The organism is Paenibacillus albidus, from assembly GCF_014644435.1.
In the GTDB taxonomy this organism is placed as follows: domain Bacteria; phylum Bacillota; class Bacilli; order Paenibacillales; family Paenibacillaceae; genus Paenibacillus_AQ; species Paenibacillus_AQ albidus.
On the sequence record NZ_BMKR01000059.1, the window covers coordinates 1 to 23,546 of the forward strand.

Below are 23,546 nucleotides of genomic sequence, written 5' to 3' on the forward strand. Positions count from 1 at the left end.
CTGCACAAAATACATCGAACGCCAGCAGCAGACCAAATTGGCTCCTAAAACTAACCCTTAACTGATCTAAAACCATTCATTACAAGCATTATACGGACCTTGCTTCCCATGGTGGTCCGATAGTGCGTATCTGGTCAGGTGGATGGCATCTTGGTTTGACTGCACTTTAAATACTCTATTTAGTTAGATAGGTTTATCATTGGAAAGATCGTCAATCGCTTGAACAGCTAGTTCCAATGCTTTAATTCTTCTTTCTAAAAGAGTTTTTTGAGGACTACCTGCCTTTGACTTAGTATAAATGTTCTCAATTGATGGGAATAAACCAGTAAGAACATTGCGAGCTTCTGCTAAATCTTCCTGGGTGTAATGATGGGCTCTTTGATTCCAAACGTTTTCTAGCATAGCTAAGCCGATGTAAAGAGCTTTGAGTCGTTTCTTTAATAAGGTAGTATTTGCGCCTTTCTGAGTCATCTGGGCCAAGGCATTTTCGGATTTACTGATTGTCGATTGGAAGGATTGTATTGATTCCAATTTATCTACATTTGATACGTTTTCCATGTTAGTGCTCTCCTCTCTTCGTCTCTGAATTATTTTGCTTGATACTTGATAAAATCGTTAGGAACCTGATTACACTCGCTATGTAACCCCTAACCATGACTCGCTGTTTATTGTCATCTATCCATCCGCCCGCCTGGCCCAGCAAATCACCGACCATCCCAAGCCATACAACCTTAAGTACTGCTTCGGATGAGTCCCAAAGCAGAGAACGATCCTGCCCGATACGCAATACGCAGAGGGGTATCCCAAGCAGCCGCCTTTTACGGCTTATGGGACACCCCTCTTAGCAAATCCTGCTATTTCCGGGCAATAATCACAAATCTATGCTCAGTGGTTTCAATGAAGCCGTCTTGTTCCACCTGCTGCTGGAGCTTGCACAGCTGATCGAAACAGCGTTCGACGGAGAACCCCGGGAACTCCCATTCGATGATTTTGGCAAAGTAGACCAGTGCGCCCACATCATAGAATTGGATGACGGGGAAAGCTTCCCGGGCCTCCAGAATGGTGAAACCTGCCGCCTCCAGCTCACGGATGCTCCCCGCCAGATTAAACCCCGGGGCCGTCAATGAGGCATCCGCGTCCAGCAAAAACCTGGACAACTTCCTGTTGTTCTGCCCCCCAACCTGCTGGGTCACGAAGATTCCGCCCGGCTTGAGAATTCTGTGAATCTCCTGCACGGCATACGATTCATGGCGATTCATCACCAGGTCAAAAAACGCACTGTCAAACGGCAGCAGATCATCTTCATACACCTGTCTGATGTCAATTCCATAAGCGGGAAGTGTCTTTTGGCATAATTCAACATTCGGCGGGTAAGCTTCCGTCGCATAGGTTCTGCCTGGCGGCGGCGACAGGGAGAGCAGAAATTCGCCTCCGCCTGTGCCCATATCCAGCAGGGTGCTGGCGACTTGCATATACGATAGCACCCATTCCTTGTAATCCCAAGGCAGCGGCTGCTCATGAGTTCGGTTATTGATATAGGAGAAATCCCATCCCTGGAAGGTCTTCTCCTCTTCACTTTTCCATATCTTTTTCCATTCATCGGCTCTCATACTGTACCCCTCTCACACATATAGTCGTTCATGCGGACAGGTGCAGTTGACTGATAACAGCGGTCTTGCTTCTAGGCCCGGCACAATCTGCTATCAGATCGGTTCAACTGCACCGGGCATTTACCGAATTTCAACACCATTGCTTTCACCTCATTAGAGTAAGGATGATTCTTCTAAACTGTAAAGGATTCCCCTCCATTTATCAATGGGGACGCCGCCAGTCCAAAACGCACAAACGCATACCGCTGCTGATATACCCGCGTATCCCGGTCCAGATCCTTGTCCGTCCAGCCCGGGGTATCCTTATAGCTGTCCGGTCCAACCTTGTATACTTCGCCTTTGATATGATGATGCGGACCCAGCAGATTGCGGCAGCTGTTCGTCAGCTCCAGCTCAATCACATTGCTTCCACAGTTCAACCATCGGGTAATGTCAACGTGATACGGCGCCCATAGAAAAGTACGTACCTCAACGCCGTTGATGATCAGCTTGGTGACTATGGCGTCGGGAGGAGCCTGATAGATCCATTCCGCCCCCATAGCCGGAATGGCCTCCAGATCCAGAGTCTGCCGCAAACGCAGGCTCCCGGAGAAGAACGGAAACCCTTGCTGTGCCAGATCCCCACAGCGGACCCGCTGCGGAGGCTCCGTCAAGCGGAAGGGTCCCTCCGTAAACACCGCACTGCGCTCCCCCAGGGTGAATGGTGTGGCTGACTCCACACCAAAGCTGCCCAGCAGGTAGATGCTCTCCAACTCCTGATCAATAGTCAGCTTGTTCCCTTCCGCCTCGAACTGCCTGGCCCGGGCAAGCTTAGCCGATAATTCGGGTGAGCTGCGGAATTCCATACCCAGCACCAGTGTATTCCGCCCTGCCGTCACAAGCCCGCCGATATCGAGGGTCCGGAACGAAATATCCCTCCACCAGCCGCAGTCGGCTGCCGCTACCGGGACACCGTTTAATTCCATCACCAGCTCCCCGGGCCGCTCTACTACAAGATACAGCTCACGCGGACTGCTCACCTCGAAGTCAACCTGAAATTCAAATTGCAGCCCGATCGGCACCGGTCGGCCATAAGCCAGCAGCTGCTCTTGAATAAAAATCACGGGCTGCGGTTCCGACCAGGACCCTCCGGCTACTCGAAGCCGCGCATTGTCCAGCGTCAGGCTGTTCAAATCCGCTGCTGCAATCTCCCACTCGGGCGCAAGTTCAATATTCACCAAGTGTCCACTCTCTGCATGAACTTCGGACAGAGGCTGCTGTGGAGCTGGCGTTACTTCCCCTGCGTCAGGCACAAGCTTCAGCATATAAGACTGGCCGGGGTAGAGCGGCAACGACAAGCGTGAACCGCTCTGCTCTTGTACTTGCCCCTGCCCCAGCCTTTCCACTTCCCCAGTCTCCAGATTAACCAAAGAGACTGTCCCCTTGCGGTTCAGATCTACGTTCAGCAGCGGATAACTCTCCGTCCCGGAGTGAACCAGATAATACAGAAACGAATCGTCCAGTTGCAGGGTGCGGACATTGATCTCGTCCGAGACGACAGCCTCACCGGCAGCATTACTCAGCCGGATGCACGGTGCCGACAAGGCAGACACCGCCGCCAGCAAGCTCTCCCGGCTCCCCTCCGGCTTAACGGCGCAGCTCAGCAGCTCCTGAAGCAGAGGATCTTCCTCCCCGTTTACCAATACCGGATACGGAGAGCAGGCGATCAGTCCCCCTCCTTGGCTGACAAATTCCTGCAGCAGCTCCACGGTTCTCCGGTCCAGCGTAAGGCTTGGCGGAATAATCACTGTACGGTATACGGCTTCGCCTATGACAAAACGCCCGCCCTCTACCCGGCCATGGCTGCCAATAATGCTCTCGCTGCCATAATCATGCTCAATGAAGTGCTGGCACAGCCATCTCGACAGGTTGGCGAAGCCTTCATGATAAGGGACAATTGCGGAAGAGTCTTCTCCGCACTGGGCGATCCAGGCTGAGCGTACTGGATGCAGCAGCAGCACCTCCGCCTGCCCAGCTCCCTCAGCCAGCAGCAGGGACAGCCGGGCAAAATAATCATTAAAACCCTTGTAATCGCCCCACCAGGGCTGCTGGTAGAACAACGAAGGCGGATAATCCCGCTTACGTAATCCTCGCAAGCTGTAGCCCTGCAAATGCGGGCACAGCAAATTGATGCCATGCACAAACTGCCATTCCCCGATCCGCTTCAGATCGGCGAAGCTGACATTCCACCCGGAGCAGCCGTAGCTCTCGGTGATTGTCCGTTTTTTGCCGAGCTGACGGGCTACGGAACCAACCTGCTTGGGGACGATTGCTTCAATGCTGACGAAGCGGCCCAGCCAGTCACAGCCGGGTATCTGTAAATATTCATAGAAGGCCAGCGGATCACCGACGGAAGTAACCTGATGCATCAATTCCTGCTCATCCACTACATGCCCGGTTGCCGCCCAGCCTTTGTCCGCACACCAGTCGCCGATTTGCTTCGCATAGGCCTGCGTGAACAGGAAGGTCACACAATCCCAGTAGTCGTAGCGGGCTTTGGCCGCATTTACTTCATTAAAGAATAACGAGGGTAACACACGCTTCAGATCATAACCATAACGGGCTGCAAAAGCTGCCTCCAGCTCAAAGGACCAGGGAAGCCCGCCCCGTGCAAATTGCGGCTCGTCGGTGAAGATACCCCGAAGCTCCGCGCCAAATTCCTCCCCGAATTTCTGCCAGTAGGCCTCATAGGTGGTGGCAATAAATTCTCCCACCGCCTCCTTACTGAGCGTATCCGTGTAATAGGGATTGACTTCATAGCAGATTCTCAGATCTGCACGGTCAACTTCCCCGGCGTTCAACAGATGATAACCCATCATGTCCGCAGCATAATATGCGATAACCTTTTCCGCTTCACGCTCAAAAGGTGCAGTTTCCACCACCATCCGCTTCTGCTGGTAAGCGATCCCTTTCGCCGGCACTTTCCCGTCGCCAAAACCGCTTGGCCAGCCGTTCTCATCATAGAACCAGGCATTCATGCCAAGCTCCCGGCTTTTGGTAATGGAGGTGCGGATCGCTTCCATCCACTCCTCACCCATATACGGGGTCTGCAGCCCACCCCGGGCATGCATAAAAAATCCGCCGATTCCCGCCCGGTGCATCTCCTCAATCTGCCGCTCCAGTTCCCCCGGCTCCAGCCGGTCATTCCATGACCAGAGCGGGACCGGCCGGTAATCGGCCGAAGGCAACTTCAGCTCCTGCCAGATTTTCTCCATTCCTTATCAGCTGCCTTTCAGACAGAGGTCAATCAAATCATTGACATGAGCCGTCGCCAGACATTCCATGGTATCGGCGGAGCCGTAATAAATTTTGACCTCCCCGTTATCTTCAAGAATCATGCCGCCCGGAAAAATAACGTTGTTGCGGAAGCCGCCATGGGTCTCATAACCGGCCTCGGGTGCGAGCAGCGGCTGCTTGTACATACCGAGAATGATCTTCGGATCCGCAAGATCGAGCAGCATGATGCCGGCCGTATACCGTTTCTTCCATTCCGGCTCCCAGCCGTTTTGGCCCCGGTCCGGGTCAATATCGACAGCATGGAACGTTGTCAGCCATCCGGCTGCTGTCTTCACCGGCGGCGCCCCCGGACCCACCTTGTCATTGGCGAACGGAACATGCTCCACGCCGAACAGCAGATCCGAGTTGCCCCAGTATTTAAGATCGGGAGAATCCGCGATCCAGGTGTCGAACCGGTCCTCCCCTCCCCGGCTGTACACGGTAAACGGCCGTTCCAGACGGACGTATTTGCCGCCTATTTTCTCGGGGAACAGCACCATATTCCGCAAGTCCGGCGAGGACAAGCTGAGAATCTCGAACTCTTCAAAATCGTCCGTCACCGCAATCCCCCCGCGGATGCCGTGTTTCGTATCGATGGCAAAACACATATAACAACGGCCGTCAATCACGGTCAGGCGCGGATCATACGCACGGATGATTTCTTCATCATGCAGCCGGAAGCATTTCTTCGGGCTGACCTCCCAGTGGATGCCATCCTCACTGAAAGCAATACCCATATCAGTGGTATGATGCGGTTCAAGGGTCTGCTGCGCAAGCGAACCGTAGTCATTGCGGAAGACCATGACGTACCGTCCCTTGAATTTGGTCACGCCTGCATTAAAGACAAGTGCGGTCGGATAGGGCACACGCGTTGCGTCAAGAATCGGATTCTCCGCATGGCGGCGGATAAGCGGGCTGGATTTCAGAATGCTTGGAACCTTGACTTTCATGGGGTTAAACCTCCTGGCTATTTGAATTAAATCGGCTGGCAAACCCGCTTATCCCTTGAGGGACCCGGCAGTCATCTGCATAAATGATTTGTTGGCAAAAATATAGGCGACGAGGATGGGCAGAATGGACAAGCAGGCGCCGGCCATCATATAGTGGGTCTGCGAGGCTGCCGAAATGCCGTATTTCAGATTGGCCAGGCCGACAGTCAAGGTCTGAAGCTCCGGCTTCGTCATCGTGAATACCAGCGGCAGCAAATATTCATTCCAGGCGCCGCGGAAGGTGAATAACGCACCTACCCCTAGGCCGGGTCCCAGCAGCGGCAGAATAATCCGCCAGAACGTGCGGCCCGGCGAGCAGCCGTCGATCCGTGCAGCTTCATCCAGCTCACGCGGGATGCCTTTCATAAAGCTGAACAAGATAAAAAAAATAGAGGCATGCGCGGAGATCAGGATCAGGATGACACCCCACAGCGAGCTGTGCAGGTTCAGCTTGACCATCAGGTCGAACTGGGGGCGCAGCACCACAGCGCCCACGGCAACAAACATGGTGAAGGCCTGCATGCCTACATACAGTTTTTTACCGAAAAAGGTCATCCGTTCCACCACATAGGCCGCCATGGAAGCGACCAGCAAAGTGCCCACCACCGTAGTCAGCGCTACAATCAGACTGTTGAGGGTATACGTGGAGAAATTCGCCTGTTCCCAGGCCTCCCTGTAATTGGAGAATTTCCATAGGCTCGGCAGGAAGGTAGCGCCGGTCGTCAATTCACTGTTGGTTTTGAAGGAACCGAGGATCGTAATCACCACGGGAATCAGAGTTACAAACGCAAAGACGAGCAAAAAAATCCATAATATACTTTTTCCCAGCAGGGTTTTGGTTCTCATGTGACCACTCTCCTCAATCGGTTCGATTCATTCGTTTGGAGGCATAGAAATAGACCAGCGAGATGATGCCTACGATCAGCGCAGACACAAAGGCAACCGCACTGCCATACCCAAACTCCTGTACCTGGGCCGAAGCGCCATTGCCGCCGACAGGAAAAAATAATTTGTACAAATACAGGAACATCACTTCCGTCTTCCCCGCAGGCCCGCCCTCCGTCATCACCATAATGCTCTCATAACCCTTCAGTGCCGTAATAATCGCCAGCATGATGACCATTTGCATCACTGGTCCCAGCATCGGTAGCGTAATGTAGCGGAACTGCTGGACTTTATTGGCCCCGTCGAGGGCCGAGCTCTCATAGACATCTTCGGGAATATTCTGCAGTCCGGCCAGGAACAGCAGCATGTAGTTGCCGACCGCCCCCCACACCGCCACCAGGATCACCGTTAGCATAGCGTGTTTGGGCCCCAGCCAGTCGATTCCGGAGGACGTCAGGTTAAATTTGATCAAAAACTGATTCAAGATCCCGTTGTAGGAATTGAATATGGTGAAAAAGACTACCGCCATTACGGCTGTGCTGATGACCGTTGGCATAAAAAAAACGGCGCGGAGCAAGTGCCTGCCCCGCAGCCCGCGATTCAGAATCGCCGCCAGCAGCAGGGACAGCGGGATGGACAGCAGCAGCTTGCCGCCTGCATAAACAAAGGTATTCACCACTGAATCCCAGAACTGGCTGTCGTGCAGGACACGACTAAAATTGTCGAGCCCGGTAAACCGGGCCTCACCATAACCTTTGTAGTTGTAGAACATATAGCGGAACGCCCAGGCAATGGGGTAAATCCCCAGAACCAGTGTGAGAATGGCACTGGGGAATAAAAAGCTGTAGGAAAAAACGGCGTTTTTGGTTTTGTTCATAGCTTCTCTCCATGTTCTGCTTTATTTGGCGAACTTGCCTCCGAGTGCCGCCGGATCAAAGCTTGGGTCCGGTTCCGCTTTCAATCCGTCATTGGCAATGGCATCATCCAGCGCCGCATTATAACGTTTGTTCAGGTCCGTTATGACCGCGTCCAGATCGCCGCCGTTAAGCATGTATTTGAAAAAGGCGTCATCGGATTTCATGCCTTCCGGAGCTACCGTTGGATACACGGGCCAGACACCGTCATGCGCATTGGGCAGAAAACCTTCAATGCCTTTGACGTCCGGAGTTTTGGCAGCCGCACTGATGGAGGGCACCATGGAAATTCCAAAGCCTTTTTCCTGATAGTCGGTCAGGATTGCATCGCTGTACATATACTCCATGAACTTCCACGCTGCTTCTTTGTGTTTGGATTTGGAGCTGAGCGCCAGCCATTGTCCCCCCAGAAAACCCGAAGCCCCATTCACATTGCCGTCAATGGTTGGTGCCGGAGCGGCAGCCCAGTCGATTTTGGCCGGAAACTGTGTGCTGTAGACGCCCGGCTCCGAGGAAAAGCTGAGGTACATCCCGATCTTGCCTTCGGCAAATTGCGCCCGCAGCGGGTCGATATCCAGCGATTCCACGCCCGGCAGCATGCTGCCGTCATCTTTGATCTGCTTGAAGGTCTCTATGATGGGCTTGAACCCGCTGAAATCAAAACGCGCCGTCTTAAAATCATAACCAAAGCCGCCGAACCCGCTTAATTCCGCGATGACCCGTGAAGAGCGCCCGAGTGCGCTTGGCGGATTCTTGAAGTTCTGTGCGAAGCCATAGGCTCCATCCGCTTTGCCCGCTTCAGTCAGCTTTTTGGCCGTATCGACCAGTTCCGGCAGTGTGGCCGGCGGGTTCTCAATCCCCGCTTTGGCGAACAAATCCTTGTTATAGATGAGTCTCATGGTGGTCCCGTAATTCGGCAGGCTGTATCTTTTGCCGTCAAAGGTGTTCAGGTCATCCATCGCCGGAAATTTATCCTTTAGCGGATCGGTCAGAAATTCGTCAATGGGAGCCAGATATTCTTTTTTATAAAAGGTGCCGATGGTATTCTCCTTGACCCGGATCACATCCGGCGAGTCTGCGGTCTGAAAAGACAAATCAAGGGCCGTATCGAAGTCATCGCCCTTAACGACCAGCTCGACTTCAATTCCGTCGGTGTTCGTCTCATTGAACGCGGCTACCTTCTCTTTCACAAATTCGGCATCATGGCGGTCTCCCGTCCAATAGCTGATCTTGGTCTTCTCTCCTTCTTTGCTGTTGCCCGAACCTGCCGAATTACTCTCTGCATTGCTGCCGCATGCGGTCAGACCCAGGGCAAGTACCACACTTAACGAAGTTAAGGCGAATCGTTTACTCATCATTGCTGTTATCCCCCTCATGGCTCTTTACAGTGATTTCGCTTACAACTTGATTATAGTGCAGCACGCCTTGCCGCATAATGCGGGTAAGCCCACATTAAGGGCAGGTATCTGTGGAACTGCTCCAGCTTTAGCTCCCGGGGCGTTTTAGACATCAAGACAAAGGGATGGAACCACAGCCATAGCTGCAACCCCATCCCCGTTATCTCTGCTGTTATTCCCTCTTTCCTAAATAGGAGATTTTGAACTCGGAGGGTGTCTGGTTGGTGTATTTCTTAAAAATCTCGCTGAAATATCGCCGGTGCTCATATCCAAGCTCCGTAGCAATTTCCTGGACCTGGAGCCCTTCGATCAGCATCGCTTTCGCTTTCTCCATCTTTTCGGTCATGACAAAATGCTGGAAGGAGACCCCCATCACCTTTTTGAACAGGTTCGAGAAGTAGCCCTGGCTGAGATTGATTTGCCTCGCCACCTGCTCCAGGCTTAAGCTCGTGTGCAGATTGGCGAGAATATACGCTTTGGCTTCATGTATGATCCGCGTGGACTCCCGCGAGCGCTCCTCCTCAATCCAGCGGCAGCCCTCTGCACATAAGGCATTAAGCAAAGCACGGATTTCCTGAAGTGTGGGATGGAGCCGGCTTCTCAGCTGGTTGACCTGTTGTTCCAGGAGCTGAACCTTCTCGTAGGGAAATTGCTCCAGCATAACCCGGCAGATTCTAAACGCCAGCTCATAACCGATGTTCTCAACATACTGCGGCTCCGGCAGCGGCTCCAGCTCCAGCAGCGCATCAAAGATGTTCTGGAGCACCGCCCGGCTTTTCTCCAGATTCCCCGAGCGAAGTGCGAACAGGAAATCCTGTTCGGCCGCAGCCGAATAATGGTTCATCGTCCTTGGCTTATTCACAATATTGGCATAGCTGTATACGGCATTGCCCTCAGTATAGAAATGATACGCCAGCGCACTCAGGGCTTGTCCGTAAGAATCCGCCAGCTCCTGAATCGTGGAGACGCAGAGCCCCAGACCGATTGAGATGGTGCAGCGGGAATAGCGGCTCACATGGGTACAGCAGGCTTCGGTAATCTGTCCAGCCCAATCCGGATCAGTCCCGTTGATGATGCAGACATAACGGTTCGTTGCTTCCCGGAAAATAATCCCGTTCGTCCATGCCGATACGGTCTCCTCCAGTATATTCTGCAGACTGAAGCGGATCAGCTCAATTTCCTGAACCGGCTGGTGTTGATACTTCTCCGCAAAATGATCGATTTCGGCGATAAAGACGATGAAATCCTGCTGTGCCAGCGGGATGCCAAGGTATTCCCAGCGCGACCTGGCGCTGTGCTCCGGGGTCTGATGCTGCATCAGAAAGGTGAGATATTCCTGCCGCAGAATCGGCAAGCTTTCCTTGATCTTCTCCTCCATGATCTGGATTTTGGCCAGCTCCTGCCGTTCCTGGAGACAGAGCTGCTGCGCCTTGAGCACTATGTTCACAATCTCATCCAGCGAGAACGGCTTCTTCACAAAATCCATGGCTCCCAGCCGGATCGCCTGCTGCGCATAGGAGAACTCCGAATAGGCGCTCAGAATGATGATTTTGCAGGCCGGCGCAAACTCCAGAATGGCCTTGGTCATCTCCAGACCATCCATCCGCGGCATACGGATGTCGGTCAGCACAATATCCGGCTGTGTCTCCCGGATGAGGCGCAGGCCTTCCTCCCCGTCCAGTGCCGTCCCGGCCACTTCGATCCCGTATTCCGCCCATGGCGGCTTGCGCGAGATCATATCGACTACGCTTTTAATGTCATCAATGACGCATAACCGGATGTCCTGCTGCTGTCTCATAGAGTAAAGCGCCTCCTTCTCTCAGCGGTATCCACAGATCGGTGCGGGAACCTTTTCCGGCTTCGCCGGACAGCTCCATCCGCGCATCCGGGCCATAGTAGAGCTGCAGGCGGTGCCGGATGTTGACCAGTGCATACCCTTTTTTGGATACGGTCTGTCTGGCCATCCCCTCCTGTACCTTCACCACATCCATGCCTGTTCCATTGTCCTCCACCACCAGATGCAGCATGGATTGCTCGAATGACGCCCGGACGGTAATGAATCCGCCTTCCCTGCGGTCGCTGAACCCGTGCTGGATGCTGTTCTCCACCATCGGCTGCAGAATGATTTTGGGGACAGGGAAGGACAGCAGCTCCTCCTCTTCTATCATAACGCGGTATTCAAACAGCTCCTCATAACATTTCTGCTGGATAGCGCAGTACTGCTGCACATGGGCCAGCTCGTCCCCCAGGGGAATCAGGTCTTTGCCTCCGCCAAGCCCAAGCTGGAACATCTGCGACAACGCCAGAATCATCTCATTCACATCCTGGTTCTCCCCAAGCACCGACTTGCAGTAGATCGTATTCAGGGTGTTGTAGAGGAAATGCGGCTCCATCTGCGCTGTCAGTGCCCGGATCTCCGCATGCCGCTTGCCTTCCTCATTCTCCCGCACATCTTCAATCAAGGTCTTGATTTCCGCCATCATCCGGTTGAACTGGAAGCCGACCTGTGCGATCTCATCATTGTATTTGCTCTCAAAAGAAACACTGAGCTGGTTCTCTTCAACCCTCCGCATCAGCCTGCTCAGCTTGAACAACGGCTTCAGCAGCACCGCCGTCAGCTTATTGGAGAAAAACCAGGTCGTCAGCAGGAACACGCCAATCACATACAAGGTTGCACGCTGCACCCCTTTGAGCTGGCCCAGCAGCTCGTCCTTGGACTGAATTCCCGCGAGAATCCAATTAGGCGCAGAAGCGGATTGCCTGTAGTTGATCAGATATTCCTTGCCGCTAAACGGGTAGAAGAAATAACCCTGGCTTCCGCTTGTCGTCTCCCGGAGAAAAGCAGGATCTTTAGGCAGCTGCTGATGATACGGCAGCCTTGTTTCAAGCACTGCTTCCCCTTCCGTGTTCAGCATAAAATAACCCGGCTCCTGCTTCGAAGTATTCTGATTCAGCAGGCCGGCAATTTTGCTCTCTTGGAGATTGACAACAATGAACACATTGGTAATCGGCGTATGATCATAAATACCGCGCACCACAAAGGAAATAACCCGTCCATTGCCGGTGAACAAGCGGTCATAGTGGCCTTTGGCCCAATAGCCGCCCGGGTTCTTCTTGCTGTTGTCGTACAATTCCGAGCCATAAAAGGAATGCTGTGAACGTATCTGGGTTGTCGAATAAAAATCACCGATCGGGGTAGCGATCAGAACGTTTTCGATCATCGGTTCATTGAATGTCACCTGGGACAGCACATACTGCATCTCGGATAAATGTACATAATAGTTCGTCACATCATGGGCCTGAACATCGATCATAAGCTGCCGGTATGCATCGCTCAGCATAAGCGATTGCACGGACATCGCCACATCATTCAGCCGGTAATCCAGCAGCTGGGTGGTTTTGTCCACCGTTTCCTTGCGGGTCTCAAACGCATTATTCTGAATTTCCTTGGCCGCAATCCAATACGTAAGGGTGCCCATGGCGCTGATTGACAGCGTTATCAAAACAATGAACGAGAGCAGCACCCTCTGTTTGATCGATATCCGATAATAATTTTCACTGATCTTTGCCCGAATCAGGTTGCACCCGTCTTTGAGGGTCCTCATGCCTGCTCCTTTCTATACAAAAAAGTTCGTCAGCTCCCTGGCGATCAGCTCATGGCCCCGTTCATTGGGGTGGTTCACAAAGGACAGCAGCTCCTCCAGTTCCCCGCCGTTGTCGATATAGCCGCTGAAGCACTGGAAGCTGTCGCTTAATCCCACCTCATATTCCTGTGCCAGCCTTCTGATCTGCAAGGCATGTTGAACCAGCGATAGCCAAGCCGTGTCTCCTGTACCATACGACCGATCCCAGGTAGGTGTCAACAGAATGACCATGATTCCTCTCGATAATGCCGCGTCTATTTAGCAGGACAAACGGACAGAGATTCCGCTATTGGGGAGGATTCGTCTATTCAGCAGGATAATCGGACAGAGATTCCGCTAATTGTCCTATCTCCCTTCATTCTAGGCTCAAACGAACGATATAACGGCTCCTGAGTCCGAATTCGCCAGGAAAACACACTTTTTCGCAAAATAGGGTCTTCTCTGTCCGCTTCACTCCGCTGATGGAGCCCAATCCCCCTGCACCGCTATTTCATCTGAAGCTTCCAGGATATCCACATTTTTGGGCATTGCATCATTTCCCAAACAACAGAAAAGAACCGGATCCCCCCACGCTGCGGGGAATATCGGTTCTTCTAAGGATACAATGCAGTAAGCGGTCTGTACCGCCGTGCCTAGCTCCGGATTACACCTTTTTTGAGAATCACGTTGCCGTACAACGCTTCTTCGCCCGTAACGACAATCGCATAACTTTGCTTGGCACGGTTGTAGAAATCGAACCGCTCCTCATACTGCACGGTTACGTCTTTATCATGCTTTGCCAGCAGCTCCTTGTAGGTGGACCAAATGGCCGGAACTGCCGGGTCGCCTTTAACAACGGCCATAAAGGCCGCCTGATGCGGCGCGTAATGATCCAGCGGCAGCAGCTCCAGGACTGCATCCAGCAAGGCCGGGATTCCGGTTCCGTCACAGCGCAGCACCCTGTTGTGCAGGGAATGCCCCGGGAAATTGGCATCCGCAAGCACAAGCTCATCCCCATGGCCCATTTCCATCAGGATACGGACAAGGTCGGGGGACAAAAGCTTGGGGATTTTTTTGAGCATGGTTCAGCCTCCTTATTTGCCATAAAAGCTTCTAAGCGCCACCAGCTCGTCAATCCGGTGCTGCGGCAGCTCCCGCTCCCCCTTCAGCATCCGTGTAATAAAGGTCAGCTTGGCCGTATACTCCAGACGCTCCATGTTCAGGTAAGCCTCCATCACATCGGTTCCCCAGGTCAGCGCCCCGTGGTTCTCCAGCAGGACCGCTGTCTTTTTACCCAGAAAAGGCATCAGGGAATCGGGAATCTCTTCCGTTGACGGAGTGCCGTATTCCGCCAGTGGAATATCTCCGATCATGATGACGGACTCCGGCATCATCATTTTGTCCAGCGCTTCTCCTTTGATGGCGAACGCGGTCGCATACGGCGGATGGGCATGCACCACACCGTTCATTTCGGGCAGCTCCCTGTAAATTCTAAGATGCATTTTGGCCTCAGTAGACGGGCTGTAGCCTTCAGCCGCTTCCAGCACCTCTCCCTGCAAATCCACCTTGACCAGCATATGCGGCTTCAAGTATCCCTTGCTCACCGCTCTTGGAGTGGTCAGAATCACATTCTCCGACAGACGGGCGGAGATATTGCCGTCATTGGCGGCGATAAAATCCTTATTGAACAGGTTGCGGCCAATATCGCAAATCTGCAAACGCAATTCTTGTTCCAAATGATCCATTATGAGTTCTCTCCTCTTTATCCTGTATGATTGATTACCCCATCGGCGAATAGGTGGCAAGGGTACAAGAGCGGCTCACCAGTTCCCCGGCCCTGGCCGGATTCAGCTTGCCTAGCGCAGCCAATTGAACGATCATGTTGCCGAGGGCACTGGCCTCCACCGGCCCGGCTACGATCTCCCGCCCGGTAGCATTTGCCGTCAGCTGGCACAGCAATTCATTCTGAATGCCGCCGCCAACCATATGAATAGTCTTGATTCTCCGTCCAGTCACAGTCTCCAGTTCCGTAATCGTGCGGCTGTAAGCCTGCGCCAGACTATCCAGAATCGTGCGGATAATGGCGGCCTTCGTCAGCGGCACCGGTTGCTGCGTTCTACGGCAGTATTCGCCAATACGTCCAGTCATGGCTCCGGGTGTACTGAATAGCGGATCATTCGGATCAATGATGGCAGGTGCAGCATCCAGTGTCTCCGCCAGCCGGACCATCTCGCTGTAGGTGACAGGTTCACCCGCTTCGGCCCACTCCCTATGCGTTTCCTGCAGAAGCCAGAGGCCAGTGAGATTCTTGAGCAGACGGTTTGTACCGCCGCAACAGCTCTCGTTGGTGAAGCCATAGCTGTAGCTCTGATCCGTAATGACGGGTTCTGCCGTCTCCATTCCGACAAGTGACCAGGTCCCGCAGCTGATAAAAGCCGCCGTATTCTTCTCCGTATACGGGATGGAAGCTATGGCCGAGGCCGTATCATGTGAAGCTCCGGCAATGACCTGTATCGGTCCGATGCCGAGCTCCTCCTGAATGTCCGGAAGCATCGTACCCAGCACTGTCCCTGCGGACACGCGCGGGGGAATCAAGGACAGCGGCAGATCCAGCCTCTTGAACAGCTCGGCGGAAGGTTCACCGGTGACGGCATCGAGCAGTCCTCCCGTGCTCCAGATCGTGTTCTCTGCAGCTGCCACCCCGGAGAACAGGTAATGGAACAGGTCCGGGGTCATCAGCAGCTTGTCGGCGGCTGCCGTCAGCTCCGGCCGATCCTGAAGATCGGCATACAACTGATAGACCGTGTTAATCAGGTCGGGCTGGTTGCCGGTCAGCTTGAATTGCTCGCGCGGCGGCAGCAGCTCCTCTAGCCGGAAGCGGTGTGCGGTCATCCGCTGGTCCCGGTAATGATGGGGAGCGGATAGCAGCTGGCCTTGCCGGTCAATGAAGCCGTAATCCACACCCCAGGTGTCTACACTCAGCGACAGCAGTTCCCCATGCTCCCGGAAAGCCTGGCGGATTCCGTGCTTCATCTCATGGAACAACCTCAGCACATCCCAATACAAATGCCCGCTGGCCTTGACCGGGATATTGGCAAAACGGTGAATCTCTTCCACGGAGATCCGCTCACCGTCATAGGCTCCCAGCATCACTCTGCCCGAGCTTGCTCCCAAATCCACCGCCAGCAGCTTAACCATTTCACTCATGCTCCCCCACCTGCTTCACCCGAAGTTTTAATAGAGAGGCCCGAAATTCCGGCAGGCTCTGTAATCCGCACCCTCCAGCTCTTCCGTCCCGAACAATGACCAGACCCGGGGTCTGAAGATACGAGACTCCTCCACATTGTGCATGCTGACCGGAATCCGCAGAATGGAAGCCAGCGTAATCAGATCGGCACCGATATGTCCATAACTGATCGCACCGTGGTTCGCACCCCAGTTGTTCATTACATCATAGACGGATTGGAACGAACCTTTGCCTGTCAGCTTCGGCGCGAACCAGGTCGTCGGCCAGGTTGGATCTGTCCGTTCGTCCAGGGTCTTATGCACCTCTTCCGGCAAATCTACCGTATAGCCCTCTACCAATTGAAGGACGGGTCCAACTCCTTTGACGAGATTGAGCCGGGCCATTGTCACCGGCATCCCGCCTTTGGTCAGATAATCCGTCGAGAAACCGCCCCCGCGGAAATATTCCTGCGAAGCTGGACGGAACTGGGTCTGTGCCAGACAGGCATCCGCTTCCGCCCCGGAGATCTCCCAGAAGGGCTTGATTGCGGGTTTGCCATCCGCGTTTTGTTCTCCTGTCCCGTCAAGTGCGGCCGAACCGGAGTTAATCAGATGCAGTAGTCCGCCTGCCGCCTCGTCCTGCAGCTTATGCCCGGTCACCCGTTCCACGGCCGCAGGGCTCCAGAAGGTGCGGACATCAGCAAAAATCTGTGCGGTGTTCGTCAGCAAATAATTGAACAACATGGTCACACCGTTCAGGCTGTCATTCTCCGTTGCGACAATATAGGGTGCACGTGTCCCGTTCCAGTCGAAGGAAGAGTTCAGGATCGTCTCCATGAAATCCCCATTCGGAAAATGGTCCGTCCAGTGCCGCTGTCCCTGGAACCCGCCGGCGATCGCATTGTGCCCGTTCGCTTCTTCCTCGAAGCCGAGGGCGGCCAGCTCGGGATTGCCAATCATCAGATCGCGGGCGATCAGCGTCATTTTGACGCAAGTCTCCCACTGTTCTTCCTTGGCCTGGTCGCTGATTTGCAGATGCGGCGGGTTGTTGTCCGCTCCTACCTTACAGTTCGCCTTCACCCAGGCCAAGGCCCGCTCAAATTCGGCCTTGTCGTAGATGCCCTCCTCCAACCGGCGCACAAACTCCGACATATCCACATATTCATTGCGCATCCCCAAGTATTCCTGGAAGAATTGTTCGTTGACAATTGAACCCGCGATGCCCATCGACACCGAACCCATGGAGAGATAAGATTTGCCTTTCATCAAGGCCACCGCCAGCGCCGACTTGGCAAATTGGAGCAGCTTGGCCTGCACATCAGCCGGAATTTCTTCACTGCCTGACTCCTGCACATCCTCACCGTAAATGCCAAACGCCGGAATTCCCTTTTGCGCATAAGCAGACAGAACCGCAGCCAGATATACCGCCCCGGGCCGTTCCGTACCATTGAAGCCCCATACCGCATGCGGGATGCCGGCATCCATGTCCATTGTCTCCGAACCGTAACACCAGCAAGGTGTCGCGGTAATGGACACACCTACACCCGCTGCGGAGAACTTCCGGGCTGCAGCAGCAGCTTCCTTCACCCCGCCGATCGTCGTATCAGCAATTACACATTCCACTTGCGAACCATCCGGATAAAATAAGTTCTGCTGCAAAAATGCCGCCACCCGCTCCGCCATCCCCATCGTTTGGGTCTCCAGCGATTCGCGCACCCCGCGTCTTCTGCCATCAATAGTCGGACGAATCCCAATCTTCGGATAATTAGCTGCCAATTCTTCTTCCTCCCTTGAGTATCACACCAGAGTCTGTATTCTTCCCTCATCATAAATTCCGTAAGCGCTTAAGTCAACACAAATCCACAATTGTAATTAAATTAATGTGGAATTATGTGATATTAGAAAGATGTATTGTGGGTTTCATCTAGATTGTAGTACACTGGGGAATGAGGTGAATGAAATTCATGAAGGCATTTGAACGGCGGGACTTGATTATCAATGAGCTCTACCGCCACAAAAAAGTACATGTTGCCCATCTGGCGCAGAAATTTGCGGTCTCTGAAGAGACCATACGCCGGGATCTCGATAAACTGGATAAGGAAGGCATTGCCAAAAAGAATTATGGCGGCGCCATTCTTAACGCACACACGGGCGAGGACCCCTCCTATGCCAGCAGGCATCAGGTCAATTTGGAGGCAAAGCAGGCGATTGCGGCCAATGTGCTGCAGCTGATCAATGACGGCGACAGTCTGGTGACGGATACGAGCTCCACCGTATTTGAGGCCTTGCGGACTATTATTGAGCGAAAAAACAACCTGACGGTGATTACCAATTCTCTCGTTGTGCTCTCGGAATACCAATATTCCGGGCACAAGCTGATTTCGACGGGGGGTACCCTGGGGCCGGAGACCAGCTCTTTTGTCGGACCCACTGCTTCACAGACGATTCAGAAATATAACGTGGATGTGGCTATTTTTAGCTGCAAAGCATTGTCTATGACCGGAGGAATCTGTGACTCGAATGAAGCGGAAAGCGAACTAAAGATTCTCATGCAGCAGCAGGCGAACAAGGTAGTCTTGCTGGTGGACCATTCCAAGTTCGACCGGATTGCATTCATCAAGCTGTTCAGCTACGATAAAGTAGACTATATTGTGACCGACGAGAAACCCAGCGACGAATGGATCAGCTTCCTGAAGCAGTATCAGGTTTCTCTGATCTATTCAGTCGATGAACAAGCCTAAGAATCCAGCCCCGGCGGAAGGAGGTGAACGGCAGGATGGGAATCCCTAACCTGATGTACAGTCAATCTGCTCCGCTGTGGTTTCCGGTTGTGCTTGTGGCAGTGGGTGTATGCTTAATCTTGCTGTTATGGTTTGTTTTCAAAAAGATCAATTAACCTCCCGCCTTATGTATGCGCTTATTATAGGTGGCTGAGTGAGTTCTACGTCACTATTCTAGTGTATTTAGTGCATTAGAATTGCTCTGAAGTGGCTCAAAAGTCAATTCTGATGCATTTCGTACAGTGGAAATTTTGAAAACAGACGGTTTTCAGCCCTTTCCGCTATTTCTGATGCACTAAATACACTCAAATCAAAAATTAGCCAAGTTTACCCACTTCCTGATGTATAAAGTGCAGTGAAAGCCTGGTATCAACGTAAGGAAGCAGCTACTCAATCCGCCAGTTCCACTAACCATTCGGAGTCAGGTTTCATTGTGCGTATTCCACTTGTAAGCCACAGCTTCTGCTGATCATTTAGACATGGGAGGGAATTGAAGAAATCTTTATGGTCTTTCTCTCTCGGGTTCAAACTTTTGAACAGCAGCTGCCACACCGGATTAACATAGGGCCTTCCTTCACCATCTCTGAGGGCAAAGTCATTTGCAGGCAGGGTTATCTGTTTATTTTTGCGGAAAAGAATTTCATCCCCCTCACGTTCAGTAAGCAGAATCTCTACAAAATCCTTGTCCCTAAAAAGATGCAAACAGTATCTGGGCAGCGCTAAATCGCTATCCTTTTCATAGTCAACAAGCCGGTTTTCACCGGGTACAGCGACTTTAATGTCCCATTCTTGAAAATATTGAAGTGCTTCTGCTGCATCCTCGCGGTAGATACAAAGATCGAGATCCTCATGCTCTCTTGTTACTCTGCCCAAGGCCATATCGACCGCCCAGCCTCCAGCTATAAACCAAGGTTTCCGGTAATGTTTCATTACATCCATGATAAAATCTAAATCAGTATGAATAGGTACTCCCCCCTTGAGCGGTTGTAACAAGCGTATGATTTTATTTTTTGATATCTAGAGGAATAGATATTGTCTTGTCATAGGTTTTAATATAGTGAAATCCGTCCAGCAGCAGGCATTCCGGTTCCTCCATTGTGTTAAAAGAATACGTCTGCTCCCACAGGATGTTACCGTTTTTGAGATCCCACGGACGTGGCGGGGAAATTGTTGATACGGGAACTGCGGTACCACCAGCTTGAACGGATAAATTTTCCGTCTCCAAGATTGTGAATTGTTTCCTGGCGATAACGATATCATAGCCTGTATTGGTTTTTGTGACGCTTCGAATCCATAGCTTTTCATTCCCAATTTGGATGGATTGATCGGATGGTGAGGCTAGGGAGATGGGTTCTTCTACTTTTTGATATCCGGGGAAATTTTCGAGTACCAGTTCAATGGTCTCGATCTTGTCTGTCGGAAGCACATCAAATTCAAGTTCAAATCCCGGGATGTCCTTTCCAGCGGAATCATCCGACCGCATTCCCCATGATTCTACTTCTGTTCCATTCACATAAAGCTTTGTTTCACCTGAAAATCTCGGGTGTCCCTCATAATCCATTTTATAATGACCCTTCAAGAGGGTTGAAGTTGGCGAAGCTGTAATGGAGTCATAGTAGACAGTCCCCTGATCGACGGGAACGGATTGTGAAATGTCCTCTACAAGTATACTGTTCATCGCTTTATTCGCTTCAAACCTAAAGGAGATCGGATAGGATGCCTGTTCCCCATTGTCTAGCCGCTCACTGAATGTAACGGTTAATGTTCTGGAGAATGGACTAACCGGCTCGAATTTATATACTCCCTCGATGTGGGTCTTATCTTTGCTATTGCCAGCACCAGCAGTTCCTTCTTGCATACGTGAATCCGTGAAGAACCCCTTCATTTTATCCACACCGTAACGGAATAAACCGTCGTCAGTAAATACGGAGCCAACAGGGCGATCAATGGTGTAATACATCAGCAATCCGTTATCGTCCGCAATAACCCCGTTAATGGTAATGACAGTACCGTCATCAAGCGTTTTACTTTTGTTGACGGTTTGACCGTATCCTTGCTCCGCCAATTCAGAAAAGCTTAGAGAGATCAGCTCGGTTTTATTAAACAACTTACCACTTAAATAAGCAAATGCAGGATATTGATAAATTCCGACAGTCAAAAGGAGTGCTGCAGCGGATGATGCCACCCATGTCATCGCTCTATTCATGTTTCTTTTCTTAGTAGGAATATGCTCAAGTGCATTTCGAAGCCTGCCCTCAAGTTCTGACGGAGCCTGTACGATATTCAAGATCTGTTTGTGCTCTTGTAAGCTCTCCTCGATCGTTCTCATAACGATCACCTCCGATCATGGCTTTCAGTTTTTGGATGCCTTGCGAAATTCTTGATTTGATTGTGCCCACCGGTGCATCGGTCATATCCGCAATCGTCTGGTACGGAAGATCATGTACGTAACGAAGTTCAATCGCTTCCCGCTGCTGTGGATTCAGGTGAGAGAGCAGCACCTGTATGTCCATCTCAGACTCCATATAGCGATATGGATTATCGTCAGTTAATGCAGCAAGTGATGGTTCTCGCTCGTCCCCCAGTGGAAGAAATCGTTCCTTTTTACGGAGCACAGCTTTGCAACGATTGACGAGAATGGTTTTGCTCCAGCTGTAGAAGGCTTCGCCTTTTTGCAATTGATCCACCTTTTCATAAAGCGTAACAATCATGTCCTCCATTACATCCATAGCGTCATGCTCATTTTTCATGTAGCTGTAAGCAAGACGATAATAAGCGTCCTGTTCGGCTAAAATTAGTTGTAATAAAGCTTCCTTGTTGCCTTTTTGGGCCTGTTTGACAAGACGGCTTACATTCATGTTCTCCCCCCTTTCATAGATAAGAGATCGCAGAGGTCATAAAAGTTCATTCTGTACAAAAAAAATCTCCACAACCAAGCCACAGGGAAGTTACCCTATCCCTAGGAGGTTGCGGAGGTATGAAGATTACCTTGATCTAAATTATTTAGATAAATACATCAGGAGCATTTGCCTCGCCTCTTCAAAGTTCCTGTATTTCTGAACAAAATCGTGATACCCGCTGACTTTATCTTCTAAGAATTTATATTCGGAAAAGAGATCAAAAAACGAATACCGTAACCTGTCGATTTGTTCTGGAGGAATCTCAACCGACTTGCCTTCTAATATGTAACTCAGGCTGCCCGCTATATTCATGCAGTAGGAATTAAAATCACAATTAAAAAAGTCCTCCTCCGGAAGAAAATCGGCTCGTAATTTATTCGTATCTTTATACGGGAACGGTTTATTTAAATTGAGGCTAGACCATTTTGAGATCATATCATCCATCTAAGTACCCCCTAGAGATTGGCCACGAAAACAATCCTGCATCTTACTCAAGAAGAGCAGCAAGGCCTGCTAGCGTGGATCTCAGTCCTTCTTCATGCTCATCTTGCCCGATTCCTTCAGGCACGTTCTCGCAATCGATAGTTACTTTGATACCTTCTGAGACAGTTTTAAGATTCCAAGTCATAATCATTGCACCGGCGTAAGAGGGATCTTCAGATTCGAATTCGATCCTTTGTACGATTCGTTTGTACTGAACTAACTCCAAAAATCTCCCCTGAATTACGTCAGTGTCTTCCGATGTTTTTCCAGTTGAATGATTGGTATCGACATAGGTGAGTGTCATTCGGAAGGCCTCGCCTTCCCGAGCATTGAATTCATCGATATGGCCCATCATCCCTTCCGGCGGAAGCCATTTTACCAAGGCTTGTGGGTCCAGAAATGCAGCATATATGGCCTGCGCTGATGCTCTTATGATTCGTGCTGCGGAGTCTTTTCTATTAACGTTGTCAATCATATTTTCTCCTCCTTGTCATCGAGCCTTATAAGAACTTTCTGATTTACTTGAAATAGTTCCAGTCATAACTATAATGATAAGCAGGATAGTATTACCATATCGGGGAGGTTGACAAAGTGGAACTTTTTTACGAAATCGAAGGGGATGGATCCCCAATAGTCATGATTCACTCGGGAGGTGTCGACTCAAGGGTGTGGAGGTATATGGTGCCGGAACTAGCGCAATCCTTCAAGGTCATTACCTTCGATGGTCGGGGAACCGGTCGCTCGCCTGCTATGCAAGAGCCGGCTTCACTTGTGGAGGATTTGCGCAAACTTCTCGAACATCTCGGACTAGACCGTGTCACACTTGTCGGCCATTCCATGGGTGGGCAGGTCGCGACTGATTTTACGTTATCATATCCTTCCATGGTCGAGCAACTTGTGGTGATTGCCCCTTCAGTAACGGGATTTGTATATTCGCAGGAATTTACCAATTATATGACATCGGTGAATGCGGCCGCTCCCGATATTTCTAAACTTGTGGAGTTGTCCTTAGCCGCACCGATCTATCGGTCTACTATGGCTAGCCCTCATAGGAGTTTTCTGAGTGAAATGCATGCTCACTACATGACAAGGGTATTTACCGAGTGGACATGCTTTGAGGTCCTGTGGCCAGAGCCGCCTGCGATTGAACGGTTAGAGAAAATTGCAGCAAATACGTTATTCATACAAGGAACCATAGAATGGCCGGACATGTATAATATCGCCGAGCACTTTAAGCGTGTCCCTGCGATTCAGTTTGCCACAATCAAAGGGGCCGATCATATGCTTGTCCTAACACATGCGGAACAGCTAGCAAATTGCATTCAACATTTTATACTGGGAGAGCACGATGGACAAATATTGCTAATTTGACACTCCCACAGCTAAAGCAGTGGGATTCTTGGGTGATTAAGTCGAAGTGCATTT

The 23,546-nt window shown here is 51.5% G+C and carries 21 protein-coding genes; 2 read left to right on the top strand and 19 right to left on the bottom strand.

Annotated elements, in window-relative coordinates; all coding sequences use genetic code 11:
* Positions 1–183: 183 nt before the first annotated feature.
* The 14 genes from IEY53_RS33095 to IEY53_RS33160 all read right to left on the bottom strand — a co-directional run bounded on the left by IEY53_RS33095 (position 184) and on the right by IEY53_RS33160 (position 17,734).
* Positions 184–558: a hypothetical protein gene (locus IEY53_RS33095; protein WP_189032373.1), complete on the bottom strand. Its 375-nt coding sequence runs from the start codon at positions 556–558 to the stop codon at positions 184–186.
* 296 nt (positions 559–854) lie between these two features.
* On the bottom strand, positions 855–1,610 hold the full coding sequence (locus IEY53_RS33100) for a class I SAM-dependent methyltransferase (RefSeq protein WP_189032375.1): 756 nt from the start codon (positions 1,608–1,610) through the stop codon (positions 855–857).
* Positions 1,611–1,783: 173 nt separating this feature from the next.
* On the bottom strand, positions 1,784–4,864 hold the full coding sequence (locus IEY53_RS33105; RefSeq protein ID WP_189032378.1) for a glycosyl hydrolase: 3,081 nt from the start codon (positions 4,862–4,864) through the stop codon (positions 1,784–1,786).
* Between the two features lie 6 nt (positions 4,865–4,870).
* On the bottom strand, positions 4,871–5,875 hold the full coding sequence (locus IEY53_RS33110; protein ID WP_189032379.1) for a glycoside hydrolase family 130 protein: 1,005 nt from the start codon (positions 5,873–5,875) through the stop codon (positions 4,871–4,873).
* Positions 5,876–5,923: 48 nt separating this feature from the next.
* Positions 5,924–6,760, bottom strand: coding sequence for a carbohydrate ABC transporter permease (locus IEY53_RS33115; protein ID WP_189032381.1), 837 nt, complete (start codon positions 6,758–6,760; stop codon positions 5,924–5,926).
* A 13-nt stretch (positions 6,761–6,773) separates the two neighbouring features.
* Positions 6,774–7,676: a carbohydrate ABC transporter permease gene (locus tag IEY53_RS33120; RefSeq protein WP_189032384.1), complete on the bottom strand. Its 903-nt coding sequence runs from the start codon at positions 7,674–7,676 to the stop codon at positions 6,774–6,776.
* 21 nt (positions 7,677–7,697) lie between these two features.
* Positions 7,698–9,068, bottom strand: a complete 1,371-nt coding sequence (locus tag IEY53_RS33125) for an ABC transporter substrate-binding protein (RefSeq protein WP_189032404.1) — start codon at positions 9,066–9,068, stop codon at positions 7,698–7,700.
* A 214-nt stretch (positions 9,069–9,282) separates the two neighbouring features.
* The gene (locus tag IEY53_RS33130) at positions 9,283–10,908 is read right to left on the bottom strand and encodes a response regulator (protein WP_189032386.1); all 1,626 of its coding nucleotides are present in this window, start codon (positions 10,906–10,908) and stop codon (positions 9,283–9,285) included.
* Entirely contained in the window at positions 10,871–12,715 is a 1,845-nt protein-coding gene (locus IEY53_RS33135; protein WP_189032388.1) for a sensor histidine kinase, read from the bottom strand. The genes IEY53_RS33130 and IEY53_RS33135 overlap by 38 nt, the downstream gene beginning before the upstream one ends.
* Positions 12,716–12,727: 12 nt before the next feature.
* Positions 12,728–12,985 (bottom strand): SGNH/GDSL hydrolase family protein, encoded by a 258-nt coding sequence (locus IEY53_RS33140; protein ID WP_189032390.1) that lies wholly within the window; start codon positions 12,983–12,985, stop codon positions 12,728–12,730.
* 401 nt (positions 12,986–13,386) lie between these two features.
* Positions 13,387–13,815: an L-fucose mutarotase gene (fucU, locus tag IEY53_RS33145; RefSeq protein WP_189032392.1), complete on the bottom strand. Its 429-nt coding sequence runs from the start codon at positions 13,813–13,815 to the stop codon at positions 13,387–13,389.
* Between the two features lie 12 nt (positions 13,816–13,827).
* A complete protein-coding gene (locus tag IEY53_RS33150; RefSeq protein ID WP_189032394.1) occupies positions 13,828–14,478 on the bottom strand; it encodes a class II aldolase/adducin family protein in 651 nt (216 codons plus the stop codon).
* A 34-nt stretch (positions 14,479–14,512) separates the two neighbouring features.
* On the bottom strand, positions 14,513–15,940 hold the full coding sequence (locus IEY53_RS33155) for a rhamnulokinase (RefSeq protein ID WP_189032396.1): 1,428 nt from the start codon (positions 15,938–15,940) through the stop codon (positions 14,513–14,515).
* A gap of 27 nt (positions 15,941–15,967) precedes the next feature.
* On the bottom strand, positions 15,968–17,734 hold the full coding sequence (locus IEY53_RS33160; RefSeq protein WP_189032397.1) for an L-fucose isomerase: 1,767 nt from the start codon (positions 17,732–17,734) through the stop codon (positions 15,968–15,970).
* Between the two features lie 179 nt (positions 17,735–17,913).
* Between IEY53_RS33160 and IEY53_RS33165 the strand changes: the two genes are divergently transcribed.
* Positions 17,914–18,699, top strand: a complete 786-nt coding sequence (locus IEY53_RS33165; RefSeq protein ID WP_308424277.1) for a DeoR/GlpR family DNA-binding transcription regulator — start codon at positions 17,914–17,916, stop codon at positions 18,697–18,699.
* 429 nt (positions 18,700–19,128) lie between these two features.
* On the opposite strand, the gene IEY53_RS33170 is transcribed toward IEY53_RS33165, so the two are convergent.
* The 5 genes from IEY53_RS33170 to IEY53_RS33190 all read right to left on the bottom strand — a co-directional run bounded on the left by IEY53_RS33170 (position 19,129) and on the right by IEY53_RS33190 (position 22,596).
* Positions 19,129–19,677, bottom strand: a complete 549-nt coding sequence (locus IEY53_RS33170) for a nucleotidyltransferase domain-containing protein (protein ID WP_189032398.1) — start codon at positions 19,675–19,677, stop codon at positions 19,129–19,131.
* A gap of 64 nt (positions 19,678–19,741) precedes the next feature.
* On the bottom strand, positions 19,742–21,067 hold the full coding sequence (locus IEY53_RS33175; RefSeq protein WP_189032399.1) for a DUF4179 domain-containing protein: 1,326 nt from the start codon (positions 21,065–21,067) through the stop codon (positions 19,742–19,744).
* Complete coding sequence (locus tag IEY53_RS33180) at positions 20,994–21,596, bottom strand: sigma-70 family RNA polymerase sigma factor (RefSeq protein ID WP_189032400.1); 603 nt, start codon at positions 21,594–21,596, stop codon at positions 20,994–20,996. Before IEY53_RS33180 ends, IEY53_RS33175 begins: the two co-directional genes overlap by 74 nt.
* Positions 21,597–21,737: 141 nt before the next feature.
* Positions 21,738–22,082, bottom strand: a complete 345-nt coding sequence (locus IEY53_RS33185; RefSeq protein ID WP_189032401.1) for a YxiJ family protein — start codon at positions 22,080–22,082, stop codon at positions 21,738–21,740.
* A 43-nt stretch (positions 22,083–22,125) separates the two neighbouring features.
* Entirely contained in the window at positions 22,126–22,596 is a 471-nt protein-coding gene (locus IEY53_RS33190) for an SRPBCC family protein (RefSeq protein WP_189032402.1), read from the bottom strand.
* A gap of 161 nt (positions 22,597–22,757) precedes the next feature.
* Here IEY53_RS33190 and IEY53_RS33195 point away from each other — a divergent pair, with 161 nt between their 5' ends.
* On the top strand, positions 22,758–23,492 hold the full coding sequence (locus IEY53_RS33195; RefSeq protein WP_308424278.1) for an alpha/beta fold hydrolase: 735 nt from the start codon (positions 22,758–22,760) through the stop codon (positions 23,490–23,492).
* Positions 23,493–23,546: the final 54 nt, after the last annotated feature.